This window comes from Paenibacillus sp. FSL R7-0333, from assembly GCF_038000365.1.
GTDB lineage: Bacteria > Bacillota > Bacilli > Paenibacillales > Paenibacillaceae > Paenibacillus_AQ > Paenibacillus_AQ silagei.
The window spans coordinates 2,347,890-2,372,860 of record NZ_JBBOBZ010000001.1; the positions used below are offsets into that span (position 1 = coordinate 2,347,890).

Sequence of the window (24,971 nt, forward strand, 5' to 3'; positions counted from 1 at the left end):
CTATTCACGTTGACAGCTTTCCCTTGTCTGCATTACTATTATATAAATCGTAAACATTACGAATATATAACGGTAAGCGAAAGGGTCAATAGAGTGAAAACGATGAAGCGCGGAGATTTCCTGCTGATTCTCATTGTATTGCTGGCCGCCGGTTCCATCTACGGCTACAAGTGGTTCTCTAACCACAATCATCCGTATAAGCAAGGGGAGCTGGAGGCCGTAATCACCGTGAACGGCAAAGCCTACAAGACTGTCCAGCTGACCAAGGAAGAGCAGATTATTGATATTCGCACCCGATATGGTCATAACACGCTGAAGGTATACGATTATGGTATTCAGATGACCTATTCGGATGCTCCGCTGACCATTGCGCTGGACATGGGATTCATCTCCCGGCCGAAGCAGCAGATTATCTGCATTCCGGCCCGTCTCCTGGTGGAGATTTCCAATCCGGAGTCTTCGCTGGAGGATGACGATGCGCTGGACGCGGTCATCTAGTCAAGGCTGCAGCTCTTTCCATGCCGCTGCGGCATCGGCGTTCGTGTACACATAAGGTGTGGACGTTGCTGACACTGCGGTTATGCTCTGCGGAGCGATCTGCAGAGTCTCTACGCCCTCATGGGACGTCACATGAAGCTTGCCCCGAACCTCAATCCAGGTATCGGCGGGCAGGCTTATTTGTGTACCCGGTGCAAGAAGAATGCCGAAGGGGGTGGCATCTGCCGTACAGCATTGGACCAGGAAGCGGCTGACTGCATAGCCGGATCGACCGGACCCCTGCGGCTCGCGGTACAGGAAGCCTGATACAGAGATTTCCTTACCCTCGAACTGTGATTTGTACAGATTAAGGGCACCCAGCGTTTCCGAGAAAATCTCAGGGAATACAGGGATGACGGGCTGCCTGTAGAGCTGTCCTGCCAGCTCTGCAAATTCGGCCTCATAAGGGTTGGCCGGTGTGAAGCTAGCCCTGGTGCCGGGCTCAACGGCAGTGTAAGACAGGGCAAGGCCCTTCTTGGCCGCTGCGGCACTGCCTAGTGCCCGGTCGGGCAGCAGGAACCCGAGCAACAAAGGGAGCAGGAACAGGCTGTACAGCGCGGAGCTGCCCAGGAATGAACGGGGCAGGCGGTGCTCGCAGTCGCAGAGGGCAGAGCTTCTGCCAAGCACAGCTTGGAGCCCGAGGCTGAGCGCCATCAGGGAGAGCGGAACCGGGCATAATCTGATCCAGCGGGCCAGCTTGGGAGCAACATAATAATGGAGGGCATCCTGCTGGACCAGATGTCCGATATAGAGGGCGAAGGCGAGCAGAATAACCGCCCTGAGTACATAGTGAAACCGGATGCTTCCGGAGCTATTCATGCAGATCCTCCTCCAGATAATCGGAATTTCAGGGCAGCTACAGCCAGAATGAAGCGAGTACGGAGCCGGTGAAGACGGCCGCTATAATGAGGAAGAACAGGTACAGGGCAAATCGGGTTTTGAACAGCGAGAGCAGCATCAGGGCGTTCTTGAAATCGAGCATCGGTCCCAGCACCATGAAGGCGAGCAGCGCCCCGGCCGGGAAGGTATGCAGGAAGGTGGACGCAACGAAGGCGTCAGAGGTGGAGCAGAGCGAGAGTGCGAAGGCCAGTCCCATCATGAACACGTAGGAGCCGAGCGGACGGTCACCAATGGCGGACAGGCTGCTCTGATTCATGAAGGTCTGGATTCCCGCAGTCAGCAGACAGCCGATGATCAGGAATTTGCCCATCTCAAAAAATTCATCCGACGTATGCACCAGGATCGTCGCCGCCCGGCCCCCGCGTAGTGTGTCATGCAGCTCTTCGCTTCCCTCCCGGCGGATGGACAGGCGCAGCGGCGATCTGCGGACGGTGCCGTAGATGATCAGACCAATGCATGCCGCTACGGCAAAAGCCAGTCCCATCCGGGTGTAGGCCAGCTCCGGATGGGAGCGGAAGGCTGTCAGGGTGGCCCCGTAAACGACCGGATTGAGGATCGGACCGGACAGAATGAACACGATGGCAACGTAGAGCGGCATACCCTTATGCATGAGGCGGCGGACCAGCGGAATCATCCCGCATTCACAGACGGGGAAGAGGATTCCGAGCAGGCAGCCGAAGAGAATAGCCGGAAGCGCGCGGCGCGGAATCCAACGTGAGATCAGCTCGTCCGGCACGAAGACGCGGAGCAGGGAGGAGAGCAGCGCGCCCAGCAGGACAAACGGCAAGGCCTCCAGCAGAATGCCGAGGAATGCGGTTTTGAACGTGTCGACATAGCCGTTGTCCAGCAGGCTTAGATGCCCGGGCAGCCACAGACTGCCCGCTGTGAGCAGAAAAGCGGCGGAAAAGAGCAGCGGCAATATTTTGAACGGAGTAATGGTTGTCAAAGGTTCATCGGCTCCTTCCCGCAGAGGGTTCTTAACTGAATAAGGCCGCCCAGCTGCGGCTGATTGCCTTCTCGTCCAGATTCAGACCGATGCAGACGATATAAGGCTGGCCCGGGTAGCTTGATGCCTCCCAGGAAATACGGTTACCCGCGAGCTGCACCAATTGCACGGACTCCCGGCCTGCCAGTCGTACATGGCCCTTGGCCCGGAGCAGACTGTAGCCCCATTGCCGCAAAAATTGCTCCAGCTCCTCCTGACGGAGGCTCCCGGTCCATGCCGGGGGAACGGTTAACGTCACTGCTGCCACTTGGGAAAAAGAGCCGTCCGTTTCGGATTCAGGCTCATGTACTGCCGCCATGCTGCCGCCGCTCCTACTGCCCGTGTTCATCCGCTGGAGGGTGGCGCCGCTGATATTGCCGGGACCGCGCCGGGGAGCAGAGCCCTTAAATTCGCGTACGGCGATGCCTGTCAGCAGCGGGGCGAGATTAATCTGGCTGTAGTGGGTGAATACAATCTCGGATTCCGAATTTTGCTTGTAGACCATCTTCTCAATCTTCCACAGAGTCTCCGGTTCTACCAGATCGCTTTTGTTGACGATGATGAGATCAGCGGTGGTGATCTGCTTGCGCAGGGTGCGGACGAGCTGCTTGTCGGACGAGAAGCGGCTGCTGTACTCCAGTGCATTCTCGGCATCCAGCAGTGTAATGGCGTGGTGCAGCTGCAGCCGGTCTGCCAGCGCTGGTGCCAGCAGCGACTTCGCGATCTCGTCCGGGTCAGCTACCCCTGTAAGCTCGATGTAGATGATATCCGGGCGGCGCATTAGCAGGGCGGTCAGGCTGCGCGGCAGCTCCTCCTTGCGGCTGCAGCAGATGCAGCCGTCCAGCAGCTTTTCCACACTTGTGCCGGTACTCTCCTGCAGGATATAGCCGTCCACATCTTTTGCGCCCAGCTCATTCATGATTACGCCCGGGTTCAGCCCTCTGCGCTGGCTCTCCTTCAGCAGACTCAGCAGCAGGGTTGTCTTTCCGCTCCCCAGAAATCCGCTCAGTATAATCACAGGTATCTTCATGGCTCACTCTCCCGCTCCAATAGTACCGTCCCCATAAGAAGGCGGCCAAGCCGCTTCCGCTTGTAATTCCATCTATACGTCAAGCTTATTCAGGAAAGAACACTAATCTAAGAGAGAATCTAAGAGAGCCCAAAAGTTCCTGGACAGCTGTTGACAGCGGAGGGCGGGAGCGTGTAGAATGTGTAAATCGTAATAATTACGATTAAATAGAAGGGAGCTTGATTGAAATGAGAGTAATCGTTACTTTGGCCTGTACGGAGACGGGCGACCGCAACTATACCACCACGAAGAATAAGAGAACGACACCGGAACGCTTGGAGATGAGAAAATATTGCCCGCGCCTGAAGCGTGTCACACTGCACCGGGAGACCCGCTAAGCTGCGGAGTGTTTCTAGCATGAAAATATAAAGTACAAGGAGAATACAATGGATAAAATTCCTGTAACAGTGCTAAGCGGATATCTTGGCTCCGGTAAGACTACACTGCTTAATCATATTCTGCATAACCGTGAGGGCCTGAAGGTGGCCGTGATCGTCAATGATATGAGTGAAGTGAATGTGGATGCGAATCTGGTGAAATCCGGCAGCAGCCTTTCCCGCACCGAGGAGAAGCTGGTCGAGATGTCCAATGGCTGCATCTGCTGCACCCTCCGCGATGACCTGCTGCGTGAAGTGAATCATCTCGCCTCGGAGAGGCGCTTCGATTACATTCTGATCGAATCCTCCGGGATCAGCGAGCCGGTCCCGGTGGCCCAGACCTTCACTTACCCGAACCCGGAGCTGGATATCGACCTGACGGAGCTGGCCCGGCTGGACACGATGGTTACGGTGGTCGATGCCAACCGCTTCTGGCATGATTTCGCCTCGGGCGACAGTCTGCTGGACCGCAATATGACGGCGGGCGAAGACGACTTCCGGGATATCGTCGATCTGCTGATTGATCAGATCGAGACGTGTGATGTGCTGCTGCTTAACAAGTGTGATCTCGTGGAGGAGGTAGAGCTGAACAAGCTGGAGGCCGTTCTGCGCAGTCTTCAGCCGCGCGCGAAGATCATCCGTACGGTGAACGCACAAGTGGAGCTATCCGAGATTCTGAATACGGGATTATTCGATTTCGAACAGACCAGCCAGTCGTCCGGCTGGATCGCAGAGCTTGCCAAGGAGGAACACACACCGGAGACTGAGGAATACGGCATCACCTCCTTCGTCTACCGCCGGAGAGCACCATTCCACCCGCAGCGGCTGAGCTTCTTCTTCAGTAACTGGCCCTCTGAGGTTGTCCGGGCAAAAGGACTGGTCTGGCTGGCAGCCAGCGGTGATCTGGCAGCGACCATCAGCCAGGCAGGGCCGTCGATCCAGTTCGGTCCCGCCGGTTATTGGCTGGCTACCCTGCCGGAGGAGCAGCAGCAGGAGGTGCTGACTGCGGAAGCTGATGTGCTGGCGAAGTGGGACGAGCAGTGGGGAGACCGGCTGAATGAGATCGTCTTCATCGGAGTTCAGATGAACCGAGAGGATATAGAAGCCCGCCTGGACCGCTGCCTGCTGAACGCAGAGGAGATGAACCAGGACTGGACGGCATTCAACAACCCGCTTCCTTGGCATGTAGAGGAGCTGGTTGCGGCGGGGCAGGAATAACTTCTTCTGTAAATGATAGTCTGGAAAGCCGGAATCCTTTCTGCGGATTCCGGCTTTGTGCTGAATAGGGATTAGGCGCTACGAAGGCACGTGGGGCAAATGCGAATGTATGCGGAAAACTCGGATCGAACAAGGTTAATCAGTGTGATTACGATTAATTTATGGTTTTGGGTTTACAAATCGTAATGATTACGATAATATCAATGAAGTTGAAACATAATCGTAAATATTACGAATAATAATCAATACTTAGTTTGTTTAATCCGTGGAATAGGGTTGGGCCGAATTACAAGTGTCTAACAATAGACGCGGCAGTAACTACGGCAGCAGCCGTAGGACCAAGCACGGGATCGAGCACGGAATCAGGTACGGGAGCGTGATGGCAGCGCCACAGCGGGCCGGAAAGAGAGGGGGAGGAACGATGATTTTGTCATCCATCAGGGATGTGGTGTTCGGTTACGGGGATGAGCCGGTCATTGACCGCTTGTCGCTGGATCTGGAGGCCGGACAGTTCATTGGAATTACCGGACCGAACGGGGCAGCGAAGACCACGCTGCTGAAGCTGATGCTGGGCCTGCTGAAGCCTTGGAGCGGAACGGTTACGCTGAACCGGGAAATTACCGGAGGGGGCAGGCTTACAATCGGGTATGTGCCGCAGCAGGTAGCCTCCTTCAATGCCGGATTTCCGAGCAAGGTGATTGAGCTGGTCCGTTCCGGCTGTTATTCAGGGCTGGGATTGTTCCGCCGCTTCACTAAGGAACAGGAGGCGCTCGTCGAGAGCAGCCTGCGGCAGGTGGAGATGTGGGAGTACCGTAACCGGAGAATCGGTGAGCTGTCCGGCGGGCAGAAGCAGCGGATCTGCATCGCCCGCGCGCTGGCCCAGCAGCCGCAGGTGCTGGTACTGGATGAGCCGGTAACCGGGATGGATGCTGCCAGCCGCACCGGATTCTATGAGCTGATGCGGCATTATGTCAGCCGCCACGGCCGGACCGTAATTATGGTTACACACGGCCTGGAAGAGACAAGTTCCTATCTGGATACCGTGATTACGCTGGAACGCAAGGAGCAGGAGGGCTGGACATGCTTGGTTACGAATTCATGCAACGCGCATTTTGGGCAGGAGGCCTGATCGGGCTGATTGGACCCTTGCTGGGAGTCTACCTGATGCTGCGCAGGCAGGTACTGATGGCCGATACGCTGTCTCATGTCTCCCTTGCCGGAGTAGCACTGGGTTCCGTACTGGGATGGAATCCTGCTCTGAGCGGCTTCGCTGTAGCTATAGCAGGAGGGCTGATTATTGAACAGCTGCGCCGCTCTTACCGTACATACAGCGAGCTTCCGGTTGCTATTATTATGACCTCCGGCCTGGCGCTGGCCGTCGTGCTGATGAGCCTGAAGCAGAATCTGACCAAGAGCTTCAGCTCCTATCTGTTCGGCTCCATCGTTGCCGTAAGTGATACTCAGCTTAAACTGATCGCCGTGGTGGCTGCAGCCGGTCTTCTCTATTTCATCATTCTGCGCCGCCCATTGTACAGCCTAACCTTCGACGAAGAGACGGCCGCTATCAGCGGTGTCCGTACCGGGTGGTTGTCCTTCTCATTCGCCGTCCTAACCGGCATGACCGTTGCCGCAGCGATGCCGGTGGTGGGTGTGCTGCTCGTATCCGCTCTGATTGTGCTGCCCGCTTCTATAGCGCTGCGGATTGCATCGGGCTTCACGGCAGCCATAATGATCTCCGTCAGTGTGGGGCTGACCGGTGTGTTCAGCGGGCTTACAGCCTCCTACTATATCAACACGCCTCCAGGAGGCACGATTGCACTCATTCTGCTGGTATTTCTGCTGATAGCCATTGCAGTACAGAAGCTGATCAGGCTGCGCAGCCGCAGCCAGTATTCATCTCAAGCCAATGAAGAAAAGGGGTCTCACAACATATGAAATTCAAATCCATAGCAATATCCAATTCGAGTGCAAAGTCCACATTCACATTCAGAATCCGTCAGCTTGCCGCCTTGTCCCTGACCGCCATGCTGGTGATCTCCGGCTGCGGCAACAACACTGCGACGAAAGCCGCTTCAACCAGCAGTCCGGCGGCTTCACCATCGGCTGCGGCCGAAGCTTCATCTGTACCCGCAGCGGATAAATTGAACATTAAGGTTAGCTTTTACCCGATGTACGAATTCACGAAAAGCATTACCGGCGACCTTGCCAATGTGGAGGTGCTGGTCCCGCCCGGAGTCGAGCCGCATGACTGGGAATCGACTGCAAAGGATATGGCTGATATTTCGGATGCAGATGTGCTTGTCTATAATGGCGCAGGCATGGAGGGCTGGGTGCAGCAGATTGTGGACGGTGCTGCCGGAAGTGATCTGATTACGATAGAGGCGAGTAAAGGACTCCAGGTTATTGAAGGAACAGAGCACGAACACGAACATGAGCACGAACACAGCCATGAAGAGGAAGCTACGGCTGAAGCAGACCACGATCACGACCATGACCATCAACATGATGAGTCCGCAACTGAAGGAAGCGGTCACGACCATTCCCATAATGATACAGCTGTCAGTGAAGCAGACCATGACCACGACCACGACCATGACCATGACCATGACCATGGCGGTCTCGATCCGCATGTCTGGCTGGACCCGGTGATGGCTATCAAGGAGGTCCGCACCATTGAAGCAGCACTCTCCGCAGCTTTTCCAGGGAATGCAGCCGCCTTCCGCGCTAACAGCGATGCTTATATTGCCAAGCTGGAGAAGCTGGATCAGGATTTCAGAGCCGGGCTTCAGAACACGAAGCGTAAGGACTTTATTACCCAGCATGCCGCCTTTGGTTATCTGGCACAGCAATATGGCTTGACTCAGGTGCCGATTGCCGGGTTGTCACCGGAGCAGGAGCCGTCTGCTGCACAGATGGCCAAGATTGTGGAGTTCGCCAAGGCGAATAAGGTGACTACGATCTTTTTCGAGACCTTGGTCTCCTCCAGTGTCGCCGATACTATTGCCCAGGAAATAGGAGCCAAGACTGCTGTGCTGAATCCAATCGAAGGATTAACAGAGGAAGACGCTGCGCATAATCTCGATTACCTGAGTCTGATGCGGCAGAATCTTGAAGCGCTGATCCAGGCGTTGAACGAATAAGAACGAAGGAGCTGATCTATAGTGGCCAAGAAGTCAAAGGTTGTGAAGGAACAGAAGCGGCAGGAGCTGGTGGCGAAGTACGCTGACAAGCGCAGAGAGCTGAAGGCGGCGGGCGATGTGATGGCACTGCAGAAGCTGCCTAGGGATTCCTCAGCCACCCGTCAAAAAAACAGATGCAGCGTGTCCGGCAGACCGCGTGGCTATCTGAGTACATTCAAAATATCCCGAATCGTCTTCCGGGAGCTGGCGCATAAGGGGCAAATTCCCGGCGTTACCAAGTCCAGCTGGTAGGCTGTTAACTTCATAGATGCTATAACGTTAAGACGGCTGATCTCTCTGGTCTACAGGAGCCAGCCGTTTTGCTGTGTTCATAGACTTTGCCGGATCTGGCAGAGTGGACTATGATAGAGAAGAGGGGACAGCTATATAGATACATAATCTGAATAGGAAAGAAGGAGCTGCATGACCGGGTATTGGAGTAAGAGATTTGCGCAGGAGGGAATGATCTGGGGGAGTGAGCCTAGCCTGTCGGCAGAATGGGCGAAGCGGAAATTTCAGGAGGCAGGAGTATCGTCCGTGCTTGTTCCGGGTGCCGGGTATGGGCGGAATACCAAGGTGTTCTCTGCTGATTTTACAGTATACGGTATAGAATTAAGTGAACCGGCGCTTGAGCTGGGCGCAGCATGGGACCCGAGAACTAGCTTTATTGCAGGCTCGGCGCTGGAGCGTCAGCTTGGGCAGCCTGTGGATGCCGTATACTGCTATGATGTTCTGCATTTATTCCTCGCCGGGGACCGCCGCAGGCTGATTGAAGCGAGTCTCAGTCAGGTCAGGACTGGAGGGCTGCTCTATTTCACCAGCTTCTCCGATGAAGACCCCCATAACGGCTGCGGACGAGAGCTGGAGACGGGCACCTTTGAATATAAAGAGGATAAATATGCCCACTTCTTCAGCGATGCCGATTTGCGGGAGCATTTTGCCGGGACGGAGATTCTGGAGACAGGTTCATTTACCGAGTCGTTGCAGAACCCGCAGGGCGGGACTCATGAATACATACTAAGAACGATCCTTGCGATCAAACGGTAACTGCCTTCTGCGAAAGAAACGTCAACATGGCCCCTCCCTGCGGCGAGAAGGACCTTACTGTGAACCTGATGCTGTGCGTGTTCCCACTTCTTCCTGCAGCTTCCTATTAATGAAGGTTAATGCAGCTCGCAGTCGGCGAACAGGATATGCCGCGGAATGCGGAAGAAATTCTCGGCCTTCTCCTGCAGGGCCAGGGTAGGCAGATGGCAGTGGTGCAGCCACTTGCGGAAGGTGCCGGGATGGACGCCGATCCAGATGCTGACATCGGTTACCGAGAAATCATACACCATGCAGAGTCCGGTCAGAATCGCGTTGTGCTGCGGTGAATGGGCGAGCGTTCTTTTCATGAAACGGGATGGGGTCGGCTGGCACACAATCGGACTTTGCCGCAGAAGAGCTTCATTGAACAGGATATGGGGCGGATAGCCTAAATGGCGGCAGACCTTGTCCAGATTGGTTCTGGAGGGAATGCGTCCTTCATATACCCATGCGCTTACGCTGCGTGAGGAGACGGAGAGCTCTTCTGCGAGACGGGAGAGCTTCATGTCCTTGGCCATCAGAATGGCCAGCAGAACGCGGTTGCGGATCTGGCTGCGTTTGGGGCGGCGAAATCTTTTGACCCGTACGCCTTGTCCAAGATATTTGCGGTTGATCAGAGACCAGGCCTGAATTTTATGTGTTTCTTGCTGATTTTTAGCCATAATACCTCCGGGTGTACTGATTTAATGAAGTGACGGATCATCTAGTTTAGCTGTTATGACTTTACCATTTCATCACGGCATTCGTCCAGAGTGCAAAGCTCCTGTTTTGGCCATGAACCAAGATTGTTTCAGTAATGCTGCAGTTTATGATATATTTTGAGTAATCATTTTCACATTAATCAGGCTGGGAGCGGGATAGATGATCAAGCATATTGTTTTCTTCAAATTAAAGGACCGGTCCCCGGACAAGGTCGCAGAGACTGTTGCAGTCCTCCGTAATATGGAAGGAAGAATTCCGCAGCTGCTGTCCATTGAAGTCGGGGCCGATCTGATTCACTCGGAGCGTTCGTTCGATATCGCCCTGGTCACGGTTGTGGCCTCGATGGAGGATCTGCAGGCGTATCAGGTGCATCCGGCTCACAAGGAAGTCATTGCCCATATCAACGAGGTCAAGGAGCTGTCGGTAGCGGTCGATTACGAGATCTGAGACTGTACGTACTTGCAAGGCTGGAACCCATTAAGCACAGAAAGCGGTGAGCGGAATGCGTGAGCTTGAGTATCCGATGGAAGCATTGACGTATCTGATTGTTTTTATGGCGGCGTGTATCGTGATGGTGTTCTGGCTGAAGCGCCGGGGCAGGCGGGGGAAATAACGGCAGTTCATGTTAAGGAAGATCACTAAATACCGCAGGGTGGAGGGTCAGCTGTGTATTATGTCAACCGGAAGCAAATAGAAGTTATTCTTGAACAGATCCCTGATCTTAATGAAGGTCTAGCACATGCAGCTTCTTCCTGGGACGGCAGTACGCTCTTGGGTCTGGTGCAGGAACGGTGCTTACATCTGGCCGTTGAAGTCGTGACGGATGTGGGCAGCTGTCTGATTGACGGGTTCATTATGCGTGATGCCGGAAGCTACGAGGATATTATATCTATTATCCATGAGGAAAAGGTGCTGGGAGACAGCGGGATCTACGAGGATCTGACCTCGCTGGTCGCCTTGCGCAAGCCGCTGGTTCAGGATTATTTCGTGTGGGAACGCAAAGAGCTGCACCCCATGACCCGGACGCTGCCGGATATTCTGGAGAAGTTCGCCTGCGAGGTGCGCAGGTATCTGGATCAGGAGCTGGGCAGCGGGGTCACGGGCTAGCTGAGCCGGGGCTGTGTGCATACAGACAGAAAGGAGGTCGTCCTTTATGGCGAAGAAGAGTCAGGAGAGCGGTTCAACCCGGCGGATGATTATGACGCTGCTGAAGATGAGAGGTCCGCTGACGATCAGCGCTCTTGCCGAGGAATTGGGAATTACCGAGATGGGTGTCCGCCGCCATGTACTTCAGCTGGAGCAGGAGTCGCTTGCCAAGACCAAGGTTGTGCGCCAGGCCATGGGACGTCCGATGCATGTATATTCGCTTACCGAGCGGGCGGAGGATCATTTTCCCAAAAGCTATCATAATCTGGCGCTGGAGCTGCTGCGGGAGCTGGACCACGGGAGCGGGGCGGATGCGGTCAATATGCTGTTTGAAGGCCGCAAGCGGCGGATGCTTGCCCAGTACAGTTCGATGATGAAGAGCGGTGATCTGGAGGAGCGGGTTGCGGAGCTGTCAACCATTCAGAATGCCGGGGGCTATATGGCGGAGTGGAGCAAGGAAGAGGACGGCTCATACACACTGAGGGAGTATAATTGTCCCATTCGTCAGGTGGCTACCCAGTACCGCAAGGCCTGCCAGTGTGAGCAGCATTTGTTCGAGGAGCTGCTGGAAGCGAAGGTGACACGCAGTGAGTGTATGGCGGAAGGCGGCCAATGCTGCCGGTATGCTATCACGCCGAACCCCGAGCAGAAAACATCCGAAATCAAGGGCTGAACAGTCACAGGACATCCTCTCTATGCTTATGATATAGCAGAAATAGGCGATCGCCCGGGTGGCCGGGCAGAGGCACTTAGAATCCAAAGGAGAGATTGATGATGAAAAAAGATAACAAAAGCTTGCTCTGGGGCGTACTCGCCGGCAGTATTGTGGGATCGGTGACAGCGCTGCTGTTCGCTCCTAAGCCGGGTAAGGAGCTGCGCAAGGATATTGCCGAAGGCACAACGGAAGCTGTGGATAAGGTTCAGGTTATTGCCGGCCAGGCCGGCGAGAAAACCACAGAGATCTACGGTAAGGCCAAAGAAGCTGTAGTCTCGGTGGTAAGCGAAGTCAAGGAATGGAGCAAATCCGTCAAGGATGCGGTGGAAGAAGCAGATGTAGCTACTGTAAGCGGCATTGCGGAGCAGGCTGTGGAAGTTACCGATGCAGTGGAAGCCGTGCGTGACGAGGTGGCTGCATATGAGGCTGCTGAAGAAGCGGCAGTGGTGGAGGCTGAGATCGAAGCTGTGACCGGTACAGATGCTGCTGTAGCGGAAGCTATCGAGGATGGCAAAACCGCAGGGAAGCTGTCCTAAGCTTGATATAAAAGGTATGGAGCCGTTTTCCGCTGCACAGGCGGGAGGCGGCTTTTGCGTGTGGCGGCATGCTTCGGGTGGGTCTGCATTATGCCTCCGCTTTTCTTCCCTACTTGAACTGTACCGGCAAATGGGGTAATATCTGCAATTGGGGCTGAAATCCTGGTACACATTATTCCAGCCTTACATAAGCTACACAAAACGAGTTAAAGGATGCGGTGTGTTCGTGCAGCAGGCAATAGCAATATTAGACTCAGGCGTAGGAGGATTGACCGTAGTCAAGGAAGTGATGCGACAGCTCCCCCGGGAGAAAATCATCTATTTCGGCGACACGGCAAGAGCCCCGTACGGACCCCGTTCCACTGAGGAAGTGAAATTGTTCACTGAACAAATCGTGGACTATTTAATTCAATTTAATCCTAAAATGATCGTCATTGCTTGCAATACAGCAACGGCAGCAGCGCTTGATTATATCTCCGCCAAGGTAGCCATTCCTGTGATCGGAGTCATTCACCCCGGTGCCCGCGCCGCCATCAGCGCATCCAAGAGCGGACAGGTCGGCGTGATCGGCACCATCGGCACGATTACAAGCGGTGCCTATACGGCGGCGCTGAAGCAGTTGTCTCCCTTTGTTCAGGTGGTCAGCCAAGCCTGCCCGGCGCTTGTGCCCTACGTAGAGCAGGGGTTATTCCGCTCGGAGGAGAGCCATCTTGCGGTGGCCGAATCACTGAACGGCATCAAGTACGAGCCGATCGATACGCTGATTCTCGGCTGCACCCATTATCCGTTCCTGGTGGAGCCAATCGGCAGAGTGATGGGACCCGGCGTCAAGCTGATCAGCTCGGCGGATGAGACGGCGCGGGAGATCAGCACCATCCTCTACGATAAAGGCCAGCTGGCGCGCGGGGATGAGAGTCCGATTCACCAGTTCTTCTGCAGCGGAGATGCGGAAATCTTCCAGCGGATTGCCCGAGACTGGCTGGGCGAGCAGATCAGCCGGACGCCGGTAGTATGGCAAGTATCTACTCTGTAGGATAAGAGCATTGCAGCGGCGAACTGAATAGGGACAAACCCCCGAGTTGCTACATTTCCACATGACCCGCTGCTGCTGCTCATATACTAGGCATGAGGGCCGGGTCCCGTATGTCATCACGGAGGATGTTAGGGACGCCGGAACAAGAGGGCCGGGAGGATGAGACCTATGCAGCAATACATTGCCCGCAGGGGAGATACCGTAAGCCGTATCGCCGCAAGACACGGATTGACACCGGAGCATGTCATACAGGGGAATCCATGGGCTGGCAGCCAGCCGTACTTATATCCGGGGCAGGTGCTGTTCCTGCCGTCTGCCCCGCGCAAGCGGTATGCGGTGCAGGCGGGGGACGATGCGCAGAGCATCGCGTCCTTGTTCGGGGTTGGCATAGATGAGCTGGAGATGCTGAATCCCGGGGTAAGCTCGGGACGTATCTGCCTGCCGGGCAAGGTGCTGGTGATTCCGGCGGCCACCCGGGGGACAGAGGTTTATCTGCACGGGGAATACGGACCGGCTGAGATAGAGGCGGATGCTGCAAGACTTGCGGACCGCTATTCTTTTGTCAGCAGCGAGGTTATAGGCCACAGTGTGCTCGGCAAGCCGCTCCGCCTGCTGCGGATCGGCAGCGGCCCGCGTCACCTGCATGTGAATGCCGCGCTGCATGCCAACGAATGGTTGACGTCCCCGTGTCTGATGAGCTTTCTTGAAGAATATGCGGCTGCTTATGAATCAGGTGCGGACTGGCACGGGCGTCAGCCTGTGGACTGGCACCGGGACTGGACACTCTGGGCCGTGCCGATGGCGAATCCCGACGGTGTCGAGCTGGTGCAGGAAGGGGCGATGCCGGACCGTCCTCATTATGCAGAGCTGATGAGGTGGAACTGCGGCAGGCGCAGCTTCCGGCACTGGAAGGCGAACATCCGCGGTGTCGATCTTGGAGACCAGTTCCCCGCACACTGGGAGGAGGAACGCGACCGGCGGCAGGTGCCCGGCCCGGCGCCGCGCGATTACAGCGGCCCGGCGCCGCTCAGTGAGCCGGAGGCGGCGGCACTGGCGGCGCTGGCCGAGCGGGTTCCGGGCGATGCCGCCGTATCCCTGCACAGCCAGGGGGCAGAGATCTACTGGAACTACCGGGGCTATGAGCCGCCGGAGAGTAAGCAGTGGGCAGCGGCGCTTGCGGCGGTGAGCGGCTACAGAGCGGTGGAGCTGACCGGCAGCGATGCCGGCTACAAGGACTGGTTCATCGAGCGCTTCCGCAAGCCGGGCTTCACCGTAGAGCTGGGAGTAGGCAAGAATCCGTTGCCTGTGGCTGATTTTGAGGATATGGCCCTGGACACAGGCCTGATTCTCAGTGCGATTCTGTCGAATTTGAAATAAAAATGAAACAATGTCTGCAAATTTGCGTAAGATAACAGCAAAGGGTACGGCCGCAATCCTGACCAAATGATGCTTTGCGGCTGTATCCTTTTTTTGCGTGGGGATGAAGAGCAAAAGTGCTCCTGATTTCCGCAAAAGTCGGCTGGATGAGCCAATGAGGTGTATAAGTGCTCCTGATTTCCGCGAAAGTCGGCTGGATGAGCCAATGAGGTGTATAAGTGCCCCTGATTTCCGCAAAAGTCGGCTGGGTGAGCCAATGAGGTGCAAAAGTGCCCCTGATTCGCGGGATGCTGCCACTGCCACCAGCCACCACATACCTGACCTAAGAAACTGTTCTTTCATAGAGTTGGAGGGAGACCTCCTACTTCTGTAAGAACGGTTTTTTTGGTATGTTAACGCCTATCTGCGCTTGTTAGCGCAGGCGCTTAGGGCTGGAAATGAGAGTCAAAATAATACACATTAACGCGTATGAAAGCTATACCGTATCCGCCAAAGTCTCTTGCTAAAATTAGCGTATAGAAGAGCGGCGGAGGGCTTCACGGAAAGAGGACTACCCGCCGGGAAAGTGAGAGCCAAATGGAGAACGATACGTATACGCTGAAAAGTAAACCAATCCCACTGAACGCCTCCTACGATGTAATTGTTGTCGGAGGCGGGCCGGCGGGCTGCACCGCCGCAGCGGCGGCGGCCAGGGAAGGGGCGCGGACACTGCTGGTCGAAGCGACCGGGAGCCTTGGCGGAATGGGAACCTCCGGCCTGGTACCGGCCTGGTGCCCATTCTCGGACAAAGAGAAGATGGTCTACCGTGGTCTCGCGGCCAAGGTGTTCAATACCTTAAAGGCTCAAATGCCGCATGTGCCGGAGGATGCGATGGACTGGGTGCCAATCGAACCGGAGAAGCTCAAGCGGGTCTATGACGATCTCGTAACGGAGTCGGGTGCCCACATCCTGTTCCTGACCGCGCTTGCGGATGTGGACAGGGACGATCACGGCAACATCACCACACTCCTCCTTCTCAATAAAAGCGGCCTGCAGGCCTTCCGGGCACCCGTGTATATCGATTGCACAGGAGATGGCGATGTTGCTGCATGGGCAGGTGCCGAGTACCAAATGGGAGATGAAGAGACCGGCGATCTTCAACCCGCCACCCATTGCTTCATCCTTGGCAACGTGGATGATTATGCTTATGTGAACGGGCCGAAGCTCCATGCGGAGAACCCGCACAGCCCGATCCATGAGGTGGTCCGCTCAGGAGAATATCCGGGCATTCCGGATACGCATCTGTGCAACAATATGGTGGCTCCGCGTGCCGTAGGCTTCAATGCCGGACATCTCTGGGGAGTTGACAACACGAATGCCTTCTCCGTATCCGGGGCGCTGGTAGAGGGACGCAAGATGGCGGCCGCCTACCGGGACATGCTTGCCGCTGTTCACCCCGCAGCCTTCGGCAATGCGGTAGTGATGAGCACTGGCACACTGATCGGCACGAGGGAATCCCGGCGGATTACCGGCGATTATATCCTGACGGCGGAGGATTACATCTCCCGCAGAAGCTTCGATGATGAGATCTGCCGCAACAGCTACTTCATTGATGTGCATGGCACACAGAAGGAGCAGCAGAGCGGCGCCGGATCCAGCCAGTCCATCACGCTCTACGGGCCTGGTGAATCGCACGGCATTCCGTACCGCTGCCTTACGCCGCGCGGACTACGCAACGTTCTGGTCGCCGGACGGTCTATCTCCTGTGACCGCAGGGTGCTCGGCAGCGTGCGTGTGATGCCGGTCTGCCTGGCGATGGGCGAAGCTGCCGGACTTGCTGCGGCACTGGCTGCCGCTCAGACCGGAGGCGATGTCCATGCCATAGATGTCCCCCTCCTTCGCGCCCGTCTCCGGGAAGAAGGCGGCTATCTGCCGGACAACCAAGCTGAAACTGTAAGGGAGAGAATGCAATGAGTGAATCTGCGGTTACCCGGAAAACGGCCAAGCCCGCAGCCGGTAAGTATTGGACGCGCAAGAGACGGGAGCAGCTCGCCGGATGGCTATTCATTGCGCCAGAGGTCATCGGGATGCTCGTCATCGCCGTGTTCCCGCTGCTGTTCAGCCTGTTCCTCAGCCTGACGGAGTGGAACCTGGTCGGCGGCTTGTCGGCGATTAACTTTGTCGGTCTAGATAACTTTATCGAACTGTTCAGGGACAACCGCTTCCTGCTGGCCCTGAAGAATAATGTGTTGTTTACGGTCGGCACGGTGCCGGTCACGATGCTGCTGGGGGTGGTGCTCTCGGCGCTGATCCATAAGAAGCTGTACGCCAAGACGTTCTTCAAGGTTGCCTTCTTTGTACCTTATATCTGTTCCACGGTAGCCATCGCCGCAGTCTGGCAAGCGCTCTACCATCCGTCCAAGGGGCCGGTCAATCAGATCCTGATGCAGCTTGGAGTATCCGAACCGCCGCGCTGGCTGGTCGATACCAGCTTCTCGCTGATTGCCATTATGATTATCTATGTCTGGCAGCTGCTGGGCTATCAGATGATTATTTTCCTGGCGGGGATGACGAATATTCCCGAGGAGCTGTATGAGGCGGCGACGATTGACGGGGCCAGCGGGATCGGACAGTTCCGGCGGATTACGCTGCCGCTGCTGGGGCCGACCACCTTTTTCCTGGCGATAACAAGCACGATCTCTTCCTTCAAAATCTTCGACATGATCAAGTTCCTGACCGGCGGCGGGCCTAACTATTCCAGTACCGTTATCGTGTACCAGATCTACGAAGAAGGATTCGAGCGCTTCAAAATGGGCTATGCCTCGGCGATGTCCTGGGTGCTGTTCCTGATTATTATGCTGGTGACCTCCATTACCTGGATAACCCAGAACCGCAAGGTCCATTACTAGTCCAAGGCGAAAGGAACGAAAGGCAATGACAATGAAAAAACTTAAGCCCGGCAATCTGATCTTCACGGTCCTGTTCGCCCTGTGCTCGGTATTCTTCCTGATGCCGCTGGTCTGGATGCTGTCGGCGGCCTCGAAGACGGAGAAGGAGGTCTGGACCTTCCCGATTCAGTGGATTCCCACCGACTGGAATCTGATCGCTAACTTCAAGGCGGTGTGGATGGGTGATGTGGCATTCGGATTATTTTATATGAACTCGCTCAAAATCGCCCTGATCTCCACCCTGGCGACAATCGTCATCTCGGCCATGGCCGGGTATGCGCTCGCCAAGCTGGATTTCAAGGGCAGGGCGCTGATCTTCACCCTGATGCTGGCGTTCATGATGATTCCAGAGCAGGCCACGCTTGTTCCGCGCTATATTATGATTAAGGAGCTGGGACTCTATGATTCCCATGCCGCGCTGATCCTGATGGGGATGTTCTCCAGCTACTTCACCTTCCTGCTGCGCCAGTTCATGATCGGGATTCATAATGATATGCTGGAAGCGGCGGAGCTGGACGGCGCCGGGTTCTTCCGGATTTTCTGGAGTGTCGTGCTGCCGCTGAGCCGCCCGATCCTAGCGACCGTAGGGATTATCAAGTTCATCTGGACCTGGAACGATTACCAGGGGCCGCTGATTATGCTGAATTCGACCAAGCTGTATACGATTCCGCTCGGGATGCAATTTTTCAAGGAGGAATTCGGTACACAGATCTCCGTCATGATGATGGCCTCCGTCGCCGCGATTCTGCCGCTGCTGGTGCTGTTCCTGATCCTCCAGAAGCAGGTCATTAACGGGATTGCCATCGGAGGCGTCAAAGGGTAAAGGTCAAAAAAGTGTACGCGCACACCGCATAGCTGTACACGGTGTGCGCAAAGCTTAGATTGTATAATGAGCCTGCAGACAACAAATCAAGGGGGAATTGCTTTGAAAAAACTACCATTCATGCTTGCCAGTATGCTCCTCATGCTCTCCGTCACCGCCTGCGGCGGGAATGGGGGCAACACCTCAGCAGCAACCGATGCGCCAGCCTCGGCTGATCCGTCTGCCGGAACCACCGGCACAGCCCAGCCTGCAGGCAAAGCTAAGATCAAATTCTACACCTTCAAGGCCGATAAGCCGGAAGAGCCCATCTACCAGGCTGTTCAGGCGTATAACGAAGCTCAGGATAAAGTGGAAGTGGAGTATGAATCTCTGGTCCAGAATAGCGACAGCACAGATTTCATGAAGAAGCTGGATATTCTGGTCGCAGGCGGCGAAGTGGTCGATGTGTTCATGACCGGGAACGAGGATGAGCTGCTGGAGCGTGCTTCGCGGGGTGTTGTGGAACCGCTTAACTCCTTTTTTGAACAGGAGAGTATTAAACCCGAGGATGAATATTCCAAGCTGCTGAAGCTGGAAGACAAGGTCTACGGCATTCTGCCCAGCTCCACGCAGTGGCTGACGGTCTTCAACAAGGATCATCTGGAAGCTGCAGGGCTGTCCCTGCCTGAGATGGGCTGGACCTGGGATGATTTTCGCGATTATGCCAAGAAGCTGACGACACCCGAGCACTTCGGAACATACTTCCACACTTGGGGGGAATATCCGAACATTATCGCTTACACCGAGAAGCCGCATCCGCAGCTTAGCGCAGACTTGAAGCCGATTTTTGACGATCCGTCCTTCGAATACTTCTTCAACCTCCGCCGCACGATGGAGAAGGAAGATAAGAGCGCTGAGCCGTATGCCGATGTGCTGGCCTCGAACTACCATGTGCTGCAGCAGTTTTTTGCCGGAAATGCCAGTATGCTGGCTGTGCCAAGCTATGCTGTCCGGGCGGCGCTGAACCTGGAGAAATTCCCGCATGAATTCCAGAGCATGTACGCCCCGCTGCCGCGTTCGGTGGACAGTAAGGAACTGGGCATGACGAATATCTCCGGCGGCGGCCTGGCCATGGGCGCGAAATCAGCGAATAAGGAAGCCTCGTATGACTTCATCCGCTGGATGTCCAAGGAAGCCTACAAGTTCACCAAGGAGATTCCTTCGTTCAAGGGCGTGGACGGAGCGGAGCTGATCAATAGCTTTTTCGGGGAAAATACAGATCTGATCGATACCGCCTCCCTCTCCAAGACGCTGTTCGATCCGAATATTAAAATGCCGGACACCTTCAGCGTGCCCTACGGCAGCGAACTGAAAGCAATTGTGGAGAACGGCTTCGCCAGCTTCATTCTGGATAACCGCAGCTTCGATGAGGTCAAGAGTGAGATGACAGCGGAAGTCGAGAAGGTAGTTTCTGCCAATCAGAAATAACGGATGAAGTGCAAAGGCAGCAGGGATTTTGGATTATAATAGGGACGTTGAAGCTTTCATTACAGTGCGGGGTGGAATTCTTATGAAATGGTTAAGCCGTTTTTCCTTCCATCGCAGACTGCAATACACGTTCCTGATCCTGATCCTGCTGCCTTTTGTTGTCGTTACGTTCTGGTCGTATACCTCTGTGCGGGAGAATGTGAGTGAGAAGATCGCCCGTTCGAATGAGGAGACCCTGAAGGTCATCGGCAGTCAAATGGAAAAAACGGTGGACAGCATCTCGTTTGTCTCGGTGTATTTCTCTGAGGCTTATGATCCGGCCGTGCTGGAGAGTCTGCGTTATCTCAAAAATACGGGAAGCTTCGGAAATTACGGAGTGTATACCCATTACAACAAGCTCAAGACTACGGCCAATATCCTGTCGGTGCAGTCGCTCGATGCTGATCTTCAGATCATGCTGGTCAACCGGGAGAACCGGATTCTGATCGGCAACCAGAATATTCCGGTGTTCTCTGTGCTGCCTGAGAAGCTTCTTAAGGAGAGCAGCAGGCTGGATGAGCGGGAAAAAGTGTCGCTGCAATGGTTTCCCTACGGCGGCACCCCCGCTGCACCCGATTATTATTATGCGGTACGCTTCATTACCGACCCGCTGAACCAGGACAAGCTGGCTACGCTGTACGTGGGCATTCCGAGCCACTACTTCCGCAGCCTGCTCGATACGGGCAATGCGGTAAGCAGGCTCGCGCTTGTTGACCAGAAGGGGAGAAGTATTGCGGTCACTGGAGAAGCCGCTCCTGCGGATGAAGGCCCGCTGCTGGCCAGTGAGGTCCGTATTCCCAAGGTCGGCTGGCTGCTTACCAGCAAGACGCCCCGCAGCTCCATCGACAGTCATATCAACCGGGAGTTTCTGGTCTCCATCTCGCTGATCGGACTGTTCTTCCTGGCGTTTCTGGTCCTGTCCATGCTGTGGGCTGGATATATGAACAAGCCGATTAGCCTGCTGCGGGCCAGCGTCAAGCAGTATGTCGGCGGCAACCGCGCGGTGCGGATACCCGTCAGGGGCAAGGATGAGGTGGCGGTGCTGTCGGCGGCCTTTAATCAGATGCTGGAGGATATGAACGGGCTGCTGCAGCAGGTCGAGAGTGAACAGGAGGAGAAAAGGCGGCTGGAGCTTCAGGCGCTGGCGGCACAGATCCGGCCTCATTTTCTGCTGAATACGCTCAATTCCATCAAGGTGGATCTGCTGCTCAGCGGTGACCCGGCGCATGGCGCTATGATCGATGCGCTCATGAAGCTGCTGCGTGTGTATGTGCATGTGGATAAGCCGCTGGAGCTGGCGGAGGAGTGCAGGGTGCTGGGCAGCTATGTGCAGGTGATGCAGATCCGCAACCGTCTGGATATCGTCTGGGAATGCGAGGTGGGCGAGGAAGAAGGTGCGGTGATGCTGCCCCGGCTTCTGCTTCAGCCTATTGTCGAGAATGCCATCAGCCACGGCTTCTCCGCCCGCCCGGACCATCCGGCGATCCGGCTCGAAGCAGCGTTCGAGTCCGATCTGCTGCGGATCAGCATCAGCGATAACGGGCGCGGGATGCCGGAGGATAAGCTCCAGCGCCTGAACCGGCGTCTGCAAGGAAGTGAAGACACTGCGCTCTGGCCGGAAAAAGGGGTCGGGCTGGTCAACACAGCACGCCGTCTGCAGGTATTGTACGGATATCGCGCACGGCTGAGCGCGCAGGCAAGAGAAGACGAGGAAGGCATGACGTTCACCCTATATATCCCCGTGACCCGGGAGAAGGAGGCGGTTCCCCTTGATGACCCTGATGCTGATTGACGATGATGTCCCGATGCTGGAATACGTGGAATATCTGCTCGGGTCCTTGGGGCTGGAGCTGCAGCTGGTGGCTTCGGCGTATAGCAGCGAGGATGCGCTGGAGCAGTTCCATACCGCACTGCCCGATATTGTGATTGTGGACATCGGCCTGCCGGGGATGGACGGGCTGGAGCTGGCGGATGCCTTCCGGATCACGAAGCCGGAGGTTCGCCTGATTTTCCTGACCTGCTATGAGGATTTCCACTACTCGAAGCGGGCGATCCAGCTGGAGGCGGATGATTATCTGATCAAGGATGAGCTATCCCCTCAGCAGCTTAAGAGCAGTCTCGCCAAAGCGATGAGCCGCTTCAAGAGCCGCGAGGAACTGCTGGAGCGCTACTCCTTCCGCCAGGCGATTGAGCGCAATAAGGAAGTGCTGAAGCAGAGCTTCCTGAAGCAGCTGTTGTCGGGTGCGGCGGGCCAGGAGAACACTCTGGAGTTCGGTGAACGGCTGGGCATCTCCTGGAAGCACCCCTTTCTGCGTCATGGATTCCTTCATATGGATGCCGCATCGGTTACCGAGCGTTACCGGTACAAGGATATTCCGCTGATCCATTCAGCCGTGAACAATATTGCGCTGGAGCTGTCTGCGGCAGAGGCTTCCATTACACCGATTATGAGCAGAGACGCGGATATTTATGTGGTTTGGAATGTGGAGGACCCCGGCGTCACAGAGAACAAGCTGGCTGAATTCATGCAGGCGGTACAGGATAAGGTGGAGCAGTATCTGAAGATTAGCCTGCGGGGGTTCTATTCGGAGTCCTGTGTACCGGTCCGCAGCTTCGGTGTGTTATACAAGACTCTCACCGATTGCCGGGAAAATAACTTCTATCATTCAGTGAAGCCTGTGTCTCTGCTTGAGGAGCACGCGGATTTCGGGCAGACGTTAGAACGGCGCAGGGAAAAGGAACGCGGGATGCTGTCGTTGGCGCTTGCAGACCAGCATGCCGCCTGGATTGATCTGGCCGTGAATCAGTGGACGCAGCTGGCATCGGCGGAGCGGCTGCTGCCCCGGCTGGTGAAGGAGACCTGCGGGAATCTCGTGCGCCAGCTGGCCTTCGAAGCCGGCGGGCTGGCTGAGGAGGACTTCTTCACGCAACTCGAGCAGACGGTTCATATCGAGGAAGCGGCCAGCCTGACTAAGCGGGAGCTGAGGCATCTGTGGCGGCAGTTTGCGCTAGCCCCCGCAGCCGCTGAGGAGAAGGATGTCCGGCTTCAGGCGGTGGATGAGTTTCTGGAGGAGCATGTGGACCGAATGGTCACCTCTACCGACATGGCCGAGCATCTGCATCTGAATGCCAGCTACTTCTCCCGCTATTTCAAGAAGCTGTCCGGCGTGAACTTCACCGATTACGTCAACCAGTACAAGATGAATATGGCCATCACGATGCTGGCCCGCCCGCACGAGACCGTCGAGAATGTCGCCTACACGCTCGGCTTCTCCGACCGGGCGTACTTCTCCAAGGTGTTCAAGAAATACAGCGGCCGGAATCCCAGCGAATTCAAGGCAGGTCCGGTGGAAGAGCAGGGCAGAGAGCCATCCACGGATGACGCCAAGCCATAAAGGTCAAAACTGTCCACTGCAACAGGCAATCAGTCTGCACGCTGTTGCAGCCTCCGGCTTCTTATAATGGTAAGGAGTCTAAGTATAGCTTCAAGGAGGAACAACGATGAATAGAACTGTATTTACCTTGCCTGCGGAGGAGATAACGGTATCCCGCGAGGTGGATGTATTAGTTGCAGGCGGCGGGCCTGCTGGTGTGGCAGCGGCGATAGCTGCGGCCCGCAGCGGGGCTCGGACGCTGCTGATCGAGCAGCGCGGCTTCCTGGGCGGCATGGGCACCGTTGCCCTGGTGCCAGCCTTCTGTCCTTACAGTGACGGGGAGAAGGCTGTCGTGCGGGGAATCGGCCTGGAACTGCTGGAGCGGATGAAGGCCGGATGTGAGCCGGAGTTCCGCGAGCGCTTCGAGGCAGAGCTGGACTGGGTGCCCATCGACCCGGAGGTGCTGAAGCGTGTATACGACGAGGCTGCCACCGAGAGCGGAGCGGAGGTGCTGCTCCATACCGTGGCGAGCCAGACAGTGCTGGATGAGACCGGCCGAAGCATTGAGGGCGTGGTAATCGTCAACAAGTCAGGCCGGAGTCTGGTCCGCGCCCGGACTGTCATTGATACGACCGGGGACGCCGATCTGGCCGCCCTGGCGGGAGCGCCGTTCCATAAGGGCGGAGAATCCGGCGAGCTTCAAGCCGCGACGATGTGCTACCTGCTGGCGAATGTGGACCGGCAGCGTTTTGAAGAATACCGGAATGAAAGCGGTGACACGGATCAGATCCATCAGGCCGTCCAGCAGGCGCAGGTTGACGGAAAGCTGCCGCAGGGCCGGGACTCCGTCTCGGGACTAGCTTGGATTGCCGATTATCTGGTCGGTGTGAATTTTGGCCATGTGTTCGGCATTGATGGCTCCCGTGCAGAGGATCTGACCCGGGGGGCCATAGAGGGACGCCAGCTGGTTCACCGTCAGCTGGAATTCTTCAGAGCTTATGTACCCGGATTTGAACAGGCCCATCTGGTGTCCACCGGCGAGCAGATCGGTATCCGCGAGACGCGGCGGATTGTGGGCGATTACGTGCTGACCCAGGAGGATTTCATGAATATGGCTTCCTTCCCGGATGATATTGCCCGCAACAGCTACTTCATCGATATTCATATGGCCCGCAGCAGCGGGGCGATGCATATTCACCATCTTCCGCCCGGGAAGTCGCATGGTGTCCCTTACCGCTGCATGCTGCCGGTGGGACTGGACAATGTATGGGTGGCGGGGCGCGCCGCCTCCTCGGACCGTGTCGTGCAAGGCTCACTGCGGGTGATGCCGAACTGCTTCGCCATGGGGCAGGCGGCGGGTATGGCGGCGGCGATGGCGGCCGAAGCGGAGGGACAGAGCCGGAAGGTGGATCTCGCCAAGCTTCAGAACGGACTGGTGCAGCAGGGAGCCTGGCTGGGTGAGGCCTTGGCCGCTTTATAAC

The 24,971-nt window shown here is 56.1% G+C and carries 25 protein-coding genes; 21 read left to right on the plus strand and 4 right to left on the minus strand.

The genetic code is table 11. The features are described 5' to 3' along the window. The first annotated feature begins 102 nt into the window (after positions 1-102). The gene (locus tag MKY86_RS09585; protein WP_036725293.1) at positions 103-498 is read left to right on the plus strand and encodes a NusG domain II-containing protein; all 396 of its coding nucleotides are present in this window, start codon (positions 103-105) and stop codon (positions 496-498) included. On the opposite strand, the gene MKY86_RS09590 is transcribed toward MKY86_RS09585, so the two are convergent. The 3 genes from MKY86_RS09590 to MKY86_RS09600 are packed head-to-tail and all read right to left on the minus strand — an operon-like array spanning position 499 to position 3,452. Further along, complete coding sequence (locus MKY86_RS09590; protein WP_076078369.1) at positions 499-1,356, minus strand: TIGR03943 family putative permease subunit; 858 nt, start codon at positions 1,354-1,356, stop codon at positions 499-501. It abuts the gene before it with no gap. 37 nt (positions 1,357-1,393) lie between these two features. Next, entirely contained in the window at positions 1,394-2,383 is a 990-nt protein-coding gene (locus MKY86_RS09595) for a permease (RefSeq protein ID WP_076078371.1), read from the minus strand. A 31-nt stretch (positions 2,384-2,414) separates the two neighbouring features. After that, positions 2,415-3,452 (minus strand): CobW family GTP-binding protein, encoded by a 1,038-nt coding sequence (locus MKY86_RS09600; protein ID WP_076078373.1) that lies wholly within the window; start codon positions 3,450-3,452, stop codon positions 2,415-2,417. A 227-nt stretch (positions 3,453-3,679) separates the two neighbouring features. Between MKY86_RS09600 and rpmG the strand changes: the two genes are divergently transcribed. From rpmG to MKY86_RS09635, 7 genes are all read left to right on the plus strand, one after another. Beyond that, a complete protein-coding gene (gene rpmG / locus MKY86_RS09605) occupies positions 3,680-3,829 on the plus strand; it encodes a 50S ribosomal protein L33 (RefSeq protein WP_036725285.1) in 150 nt (49 codons plus the stop codon). A gap of 48 nt (positions 3,830-3,877) precedes the next feature. Next, entirely contained in the window at positions 3,878-5,086 is a 1,209-nt protein-coding gene (locus MKY86_RS09610) for a GTP-binding protein (protein ID WP_076078374.1), read from the plus strand. A gap of 421 nt (positions 5,087-5,507) precedes the next feature. Further along, a complete protein-coding gene (locus tag MKY86_RS09615) occupies positions 5,508-6,215 on the plus strand; it encodes a metal ABC transporter ATP-binding protein (protein ID WP_076078376.1) in 708 nt (235 codons plus the stop codon). Beyond that, positions 6,161-7,021 carry a metal ABC transporter permease gene (locus MKY86_RS09620; RefSeq protein WP_076078384.1) on the plus strand — a complete coding sequence of 287 codons (861 nt, stop codon included), beginning with the start codon at positions 6,161-6,163 and terminating at the stop codon, positions 7,019-7,021. The genes MKY86_RS09615 and MKY86_RS09620 overlap by 55 nt, the downstream gene beginning before the upstream one ends. Positions 7,022-7,110: 89 nt before the next feature. After that, positions 7,111-8,226, plus strand: a complete 1,116-nt coding sequence (locus tag MKY86_RS09625; protein WP_076078507.1) for a metal ABC transporter substrate-binding protein — start codon at positions 7,111-7,113, stop codon at positions 8,224-8,226. A 21-nt stretch (positions 8,227-8,247) separates the two neighbouring features. After that, positions 8,248-8,517: a 30S ribosomal protein S14 gene (gene rpsN, locus MKY86_RS09630; RefSeq protein ID WP_076078385.1), complete on the plus strand. Its 270-nt coding sequence runs from the start codon at positions 8,248-8,250 to the stop codon at positions 8,515-8,517. A 171-nt stretch (positions 8,518-8,688) separates the two neighbouring features. Continuing rightward, entirely contained in the window at positions 8,689-9,312 is a 624-nt protein-coding gene (locus tag MKY86_RS09635) for a class I SAM-dependent methyltransferase (RefSeq protein ID WP_076078387.1), read from the plus strand. Between the two features lie 116 nt (positions 9,313-9,428). On the opposite strand, the gene MKY86_RS09640 is transcribed toward MKY86_RS09635, so the two are convergent. Beyond that, on the minus strand, positions 9,429-10,013 hold the full coding sequence (locus MKY86_RS09640; protein WP_036702276.1) for a helix-turn-helix domain-containing protein: 585 nt from the start codon (positions 10,011-10,013) through the stop codon (positions 9,429-9,431). A gap of 199 nt (positions 10,014-10,212) precedes the next feature. On the opposite strand from MKY86_RS09640, the gene MKY86_RS09645 reads away from it, so the two are divergent. From MKY86_RS09645 to MKY86_RS09705, 13 genes are all read left to right on the plus strand, one after another. Next, the gene (locus MKY86_RS09645) at positions 10,213-10,500 is read left to right on the plus strand and encodes a Dabb family protein (protein WP_036702274.1); all 288 of its coding nucleotides are present in this window, start codon (positions 10,213-10,215) and stop codon (positions 10,498-10,500) included. 219 nt (positions 10,501-10,719) lie between these two features. Further along, positions 10,720-11,160, plus strand: coding sequence for a DUF86 domain-containing protein (locus MKY86_RS09650; protein ID WP_076078388.1), 441 nt, complete (start codon positions 10,720-10,722; stop codon positions 11,158-11,160). A gap of 46 nt (positions 11,161-11,206) precedes the next feature. Then, positions 11,207-11,872, plus strand: a complete 666-nt coding sequence (locus MKY86_RS09655) for a helix-turn-helix transcriptional regulator (protein ID WP_076078390.1) — start codon at positions 11,207-11,209, stop codon at positions 11,870-11,872. A 98-nt stretch (positions 11,873-11,970) separates the two neighbouring features. Continuing rightward, entirely contained in the window at positions 11,971-12,450 is a 480-nt protein-coding gene (locus MKY86_RS09660) for a YtxH domain-containing protein (RefSeq protein ID WP_081751142.1), read from the plus strand. Between the two features lie 226 nt (positions 12,451-12,676). Then, positions 12,677-13,483: a glutamate racemase gene (racE, locus tag MKY86_RS09665; protein ID WP_036725271.1), complete on the plus strand. Its 807-nt coding sequence runs from the start codon at positions 12,677-12,679 to the stop codon at positions 13,481-13,483. 168 nt (positions 13,484-13,651) lie between these two features. Continuing rightward, entirely contained in the window at positions 13,652-14,860 is a 1,209-nt protein-coding gene (locus MKY86_RS09670; RefSeq protein WP_076078392.1) for a M14 family metallopeptidase, read from the plus strand. 576 nt (positions 14,861-15,436) lie between these two features. Further along, positions 15,437-16,813: an FAD-dependent oxidoreductase gene (locus MKY86_RS09675; RefSeq protein WP_076078393.1), complete on the plus strand. Its 1,377-nt coding sequence runs from the start codon at positions 15,437-15,439 to the stop codon at positions 16,811-16,813. Then, positions 16,810-17,748, plus strand: a complete 939-nt coding sequence (locus MKY86_RS09680) for a carbohydrate ABC transporter permease (protein ID WP_076078395.1) — start codon at positions 16,810-16,812, stop codon at positions 17,746-17,748. The genes MKY86_RS09675 and MKY86_RS09680 overlap by 4 nt, the downstream gene beginning before the upstream one ends. 25 nt (positions 17,749-17,773) lie before the next feature. Beyond that, positions 17,774-18,610, plus strand: a complete 837-nt coding sequence (locus tag MKY86_RS09685) for a carbohydrate ABC transporter permease (protein ID WP_076078396.1) — start codon at positions 17,774-17,776, stop codon at positions 18,608-18,610. A 102-nt stretch (positions 18,611-18,712) separates the two neighbouring features. After that, a complete protein-coding gene (locus tag MKY86_RS09690) occupies positions 18,713-20,077 on the plus strand; it encodes an ABC transporter substrate-binding protein (RefSeq protein WP_162174689.1) in 1,365 nt (454 codons plus the stop codon). An 82-nt stretch (positions 20,078-20,159) separates the two neighbouring features. After that, the gene (locus tag MKY86_RS09695) at positions 20,160-21,908 is read left to right on the plus strand and encodes a sensor histidine kinase (RefSeq protein ID WP_076078398.1); all 1,749 of its coding nucleotides are present in this window, start codon (positions 20,160-20,162) and stop codon (positions 21,906-21,908) included. After that, complete coding sequence (locus MKY86_RS09700; RefSeq protein ID WP_076078400.1) at positions 21,889-23,511, plus strand: response regulator transcription factor; 1,623 nt, start codon at positions 21,889-21,891, stop codon at positions 23,509-23,511. The genes MKY86_RS09695 and MKY86_RS09700 overlap by 20 nt, the downstream gene beginning before the upstream one ends. A 106-nt stretch (positions 23,512-23,617) precedes the next feature. Next, the gene (locus MKY86_RS09705; RefSeq protein WP_076078401.1) at positions 23,618-24,970 is read left to right on the plus strand and encodes an FAD-dependent oxidoreductase; all 1,353 of its coding nucleotides are present in this window, start codon (positions 23,618-23,620) and stop codon (positions 24,968-24,970) included. Position 24,971: the final 1 nt, after the last annotated feature.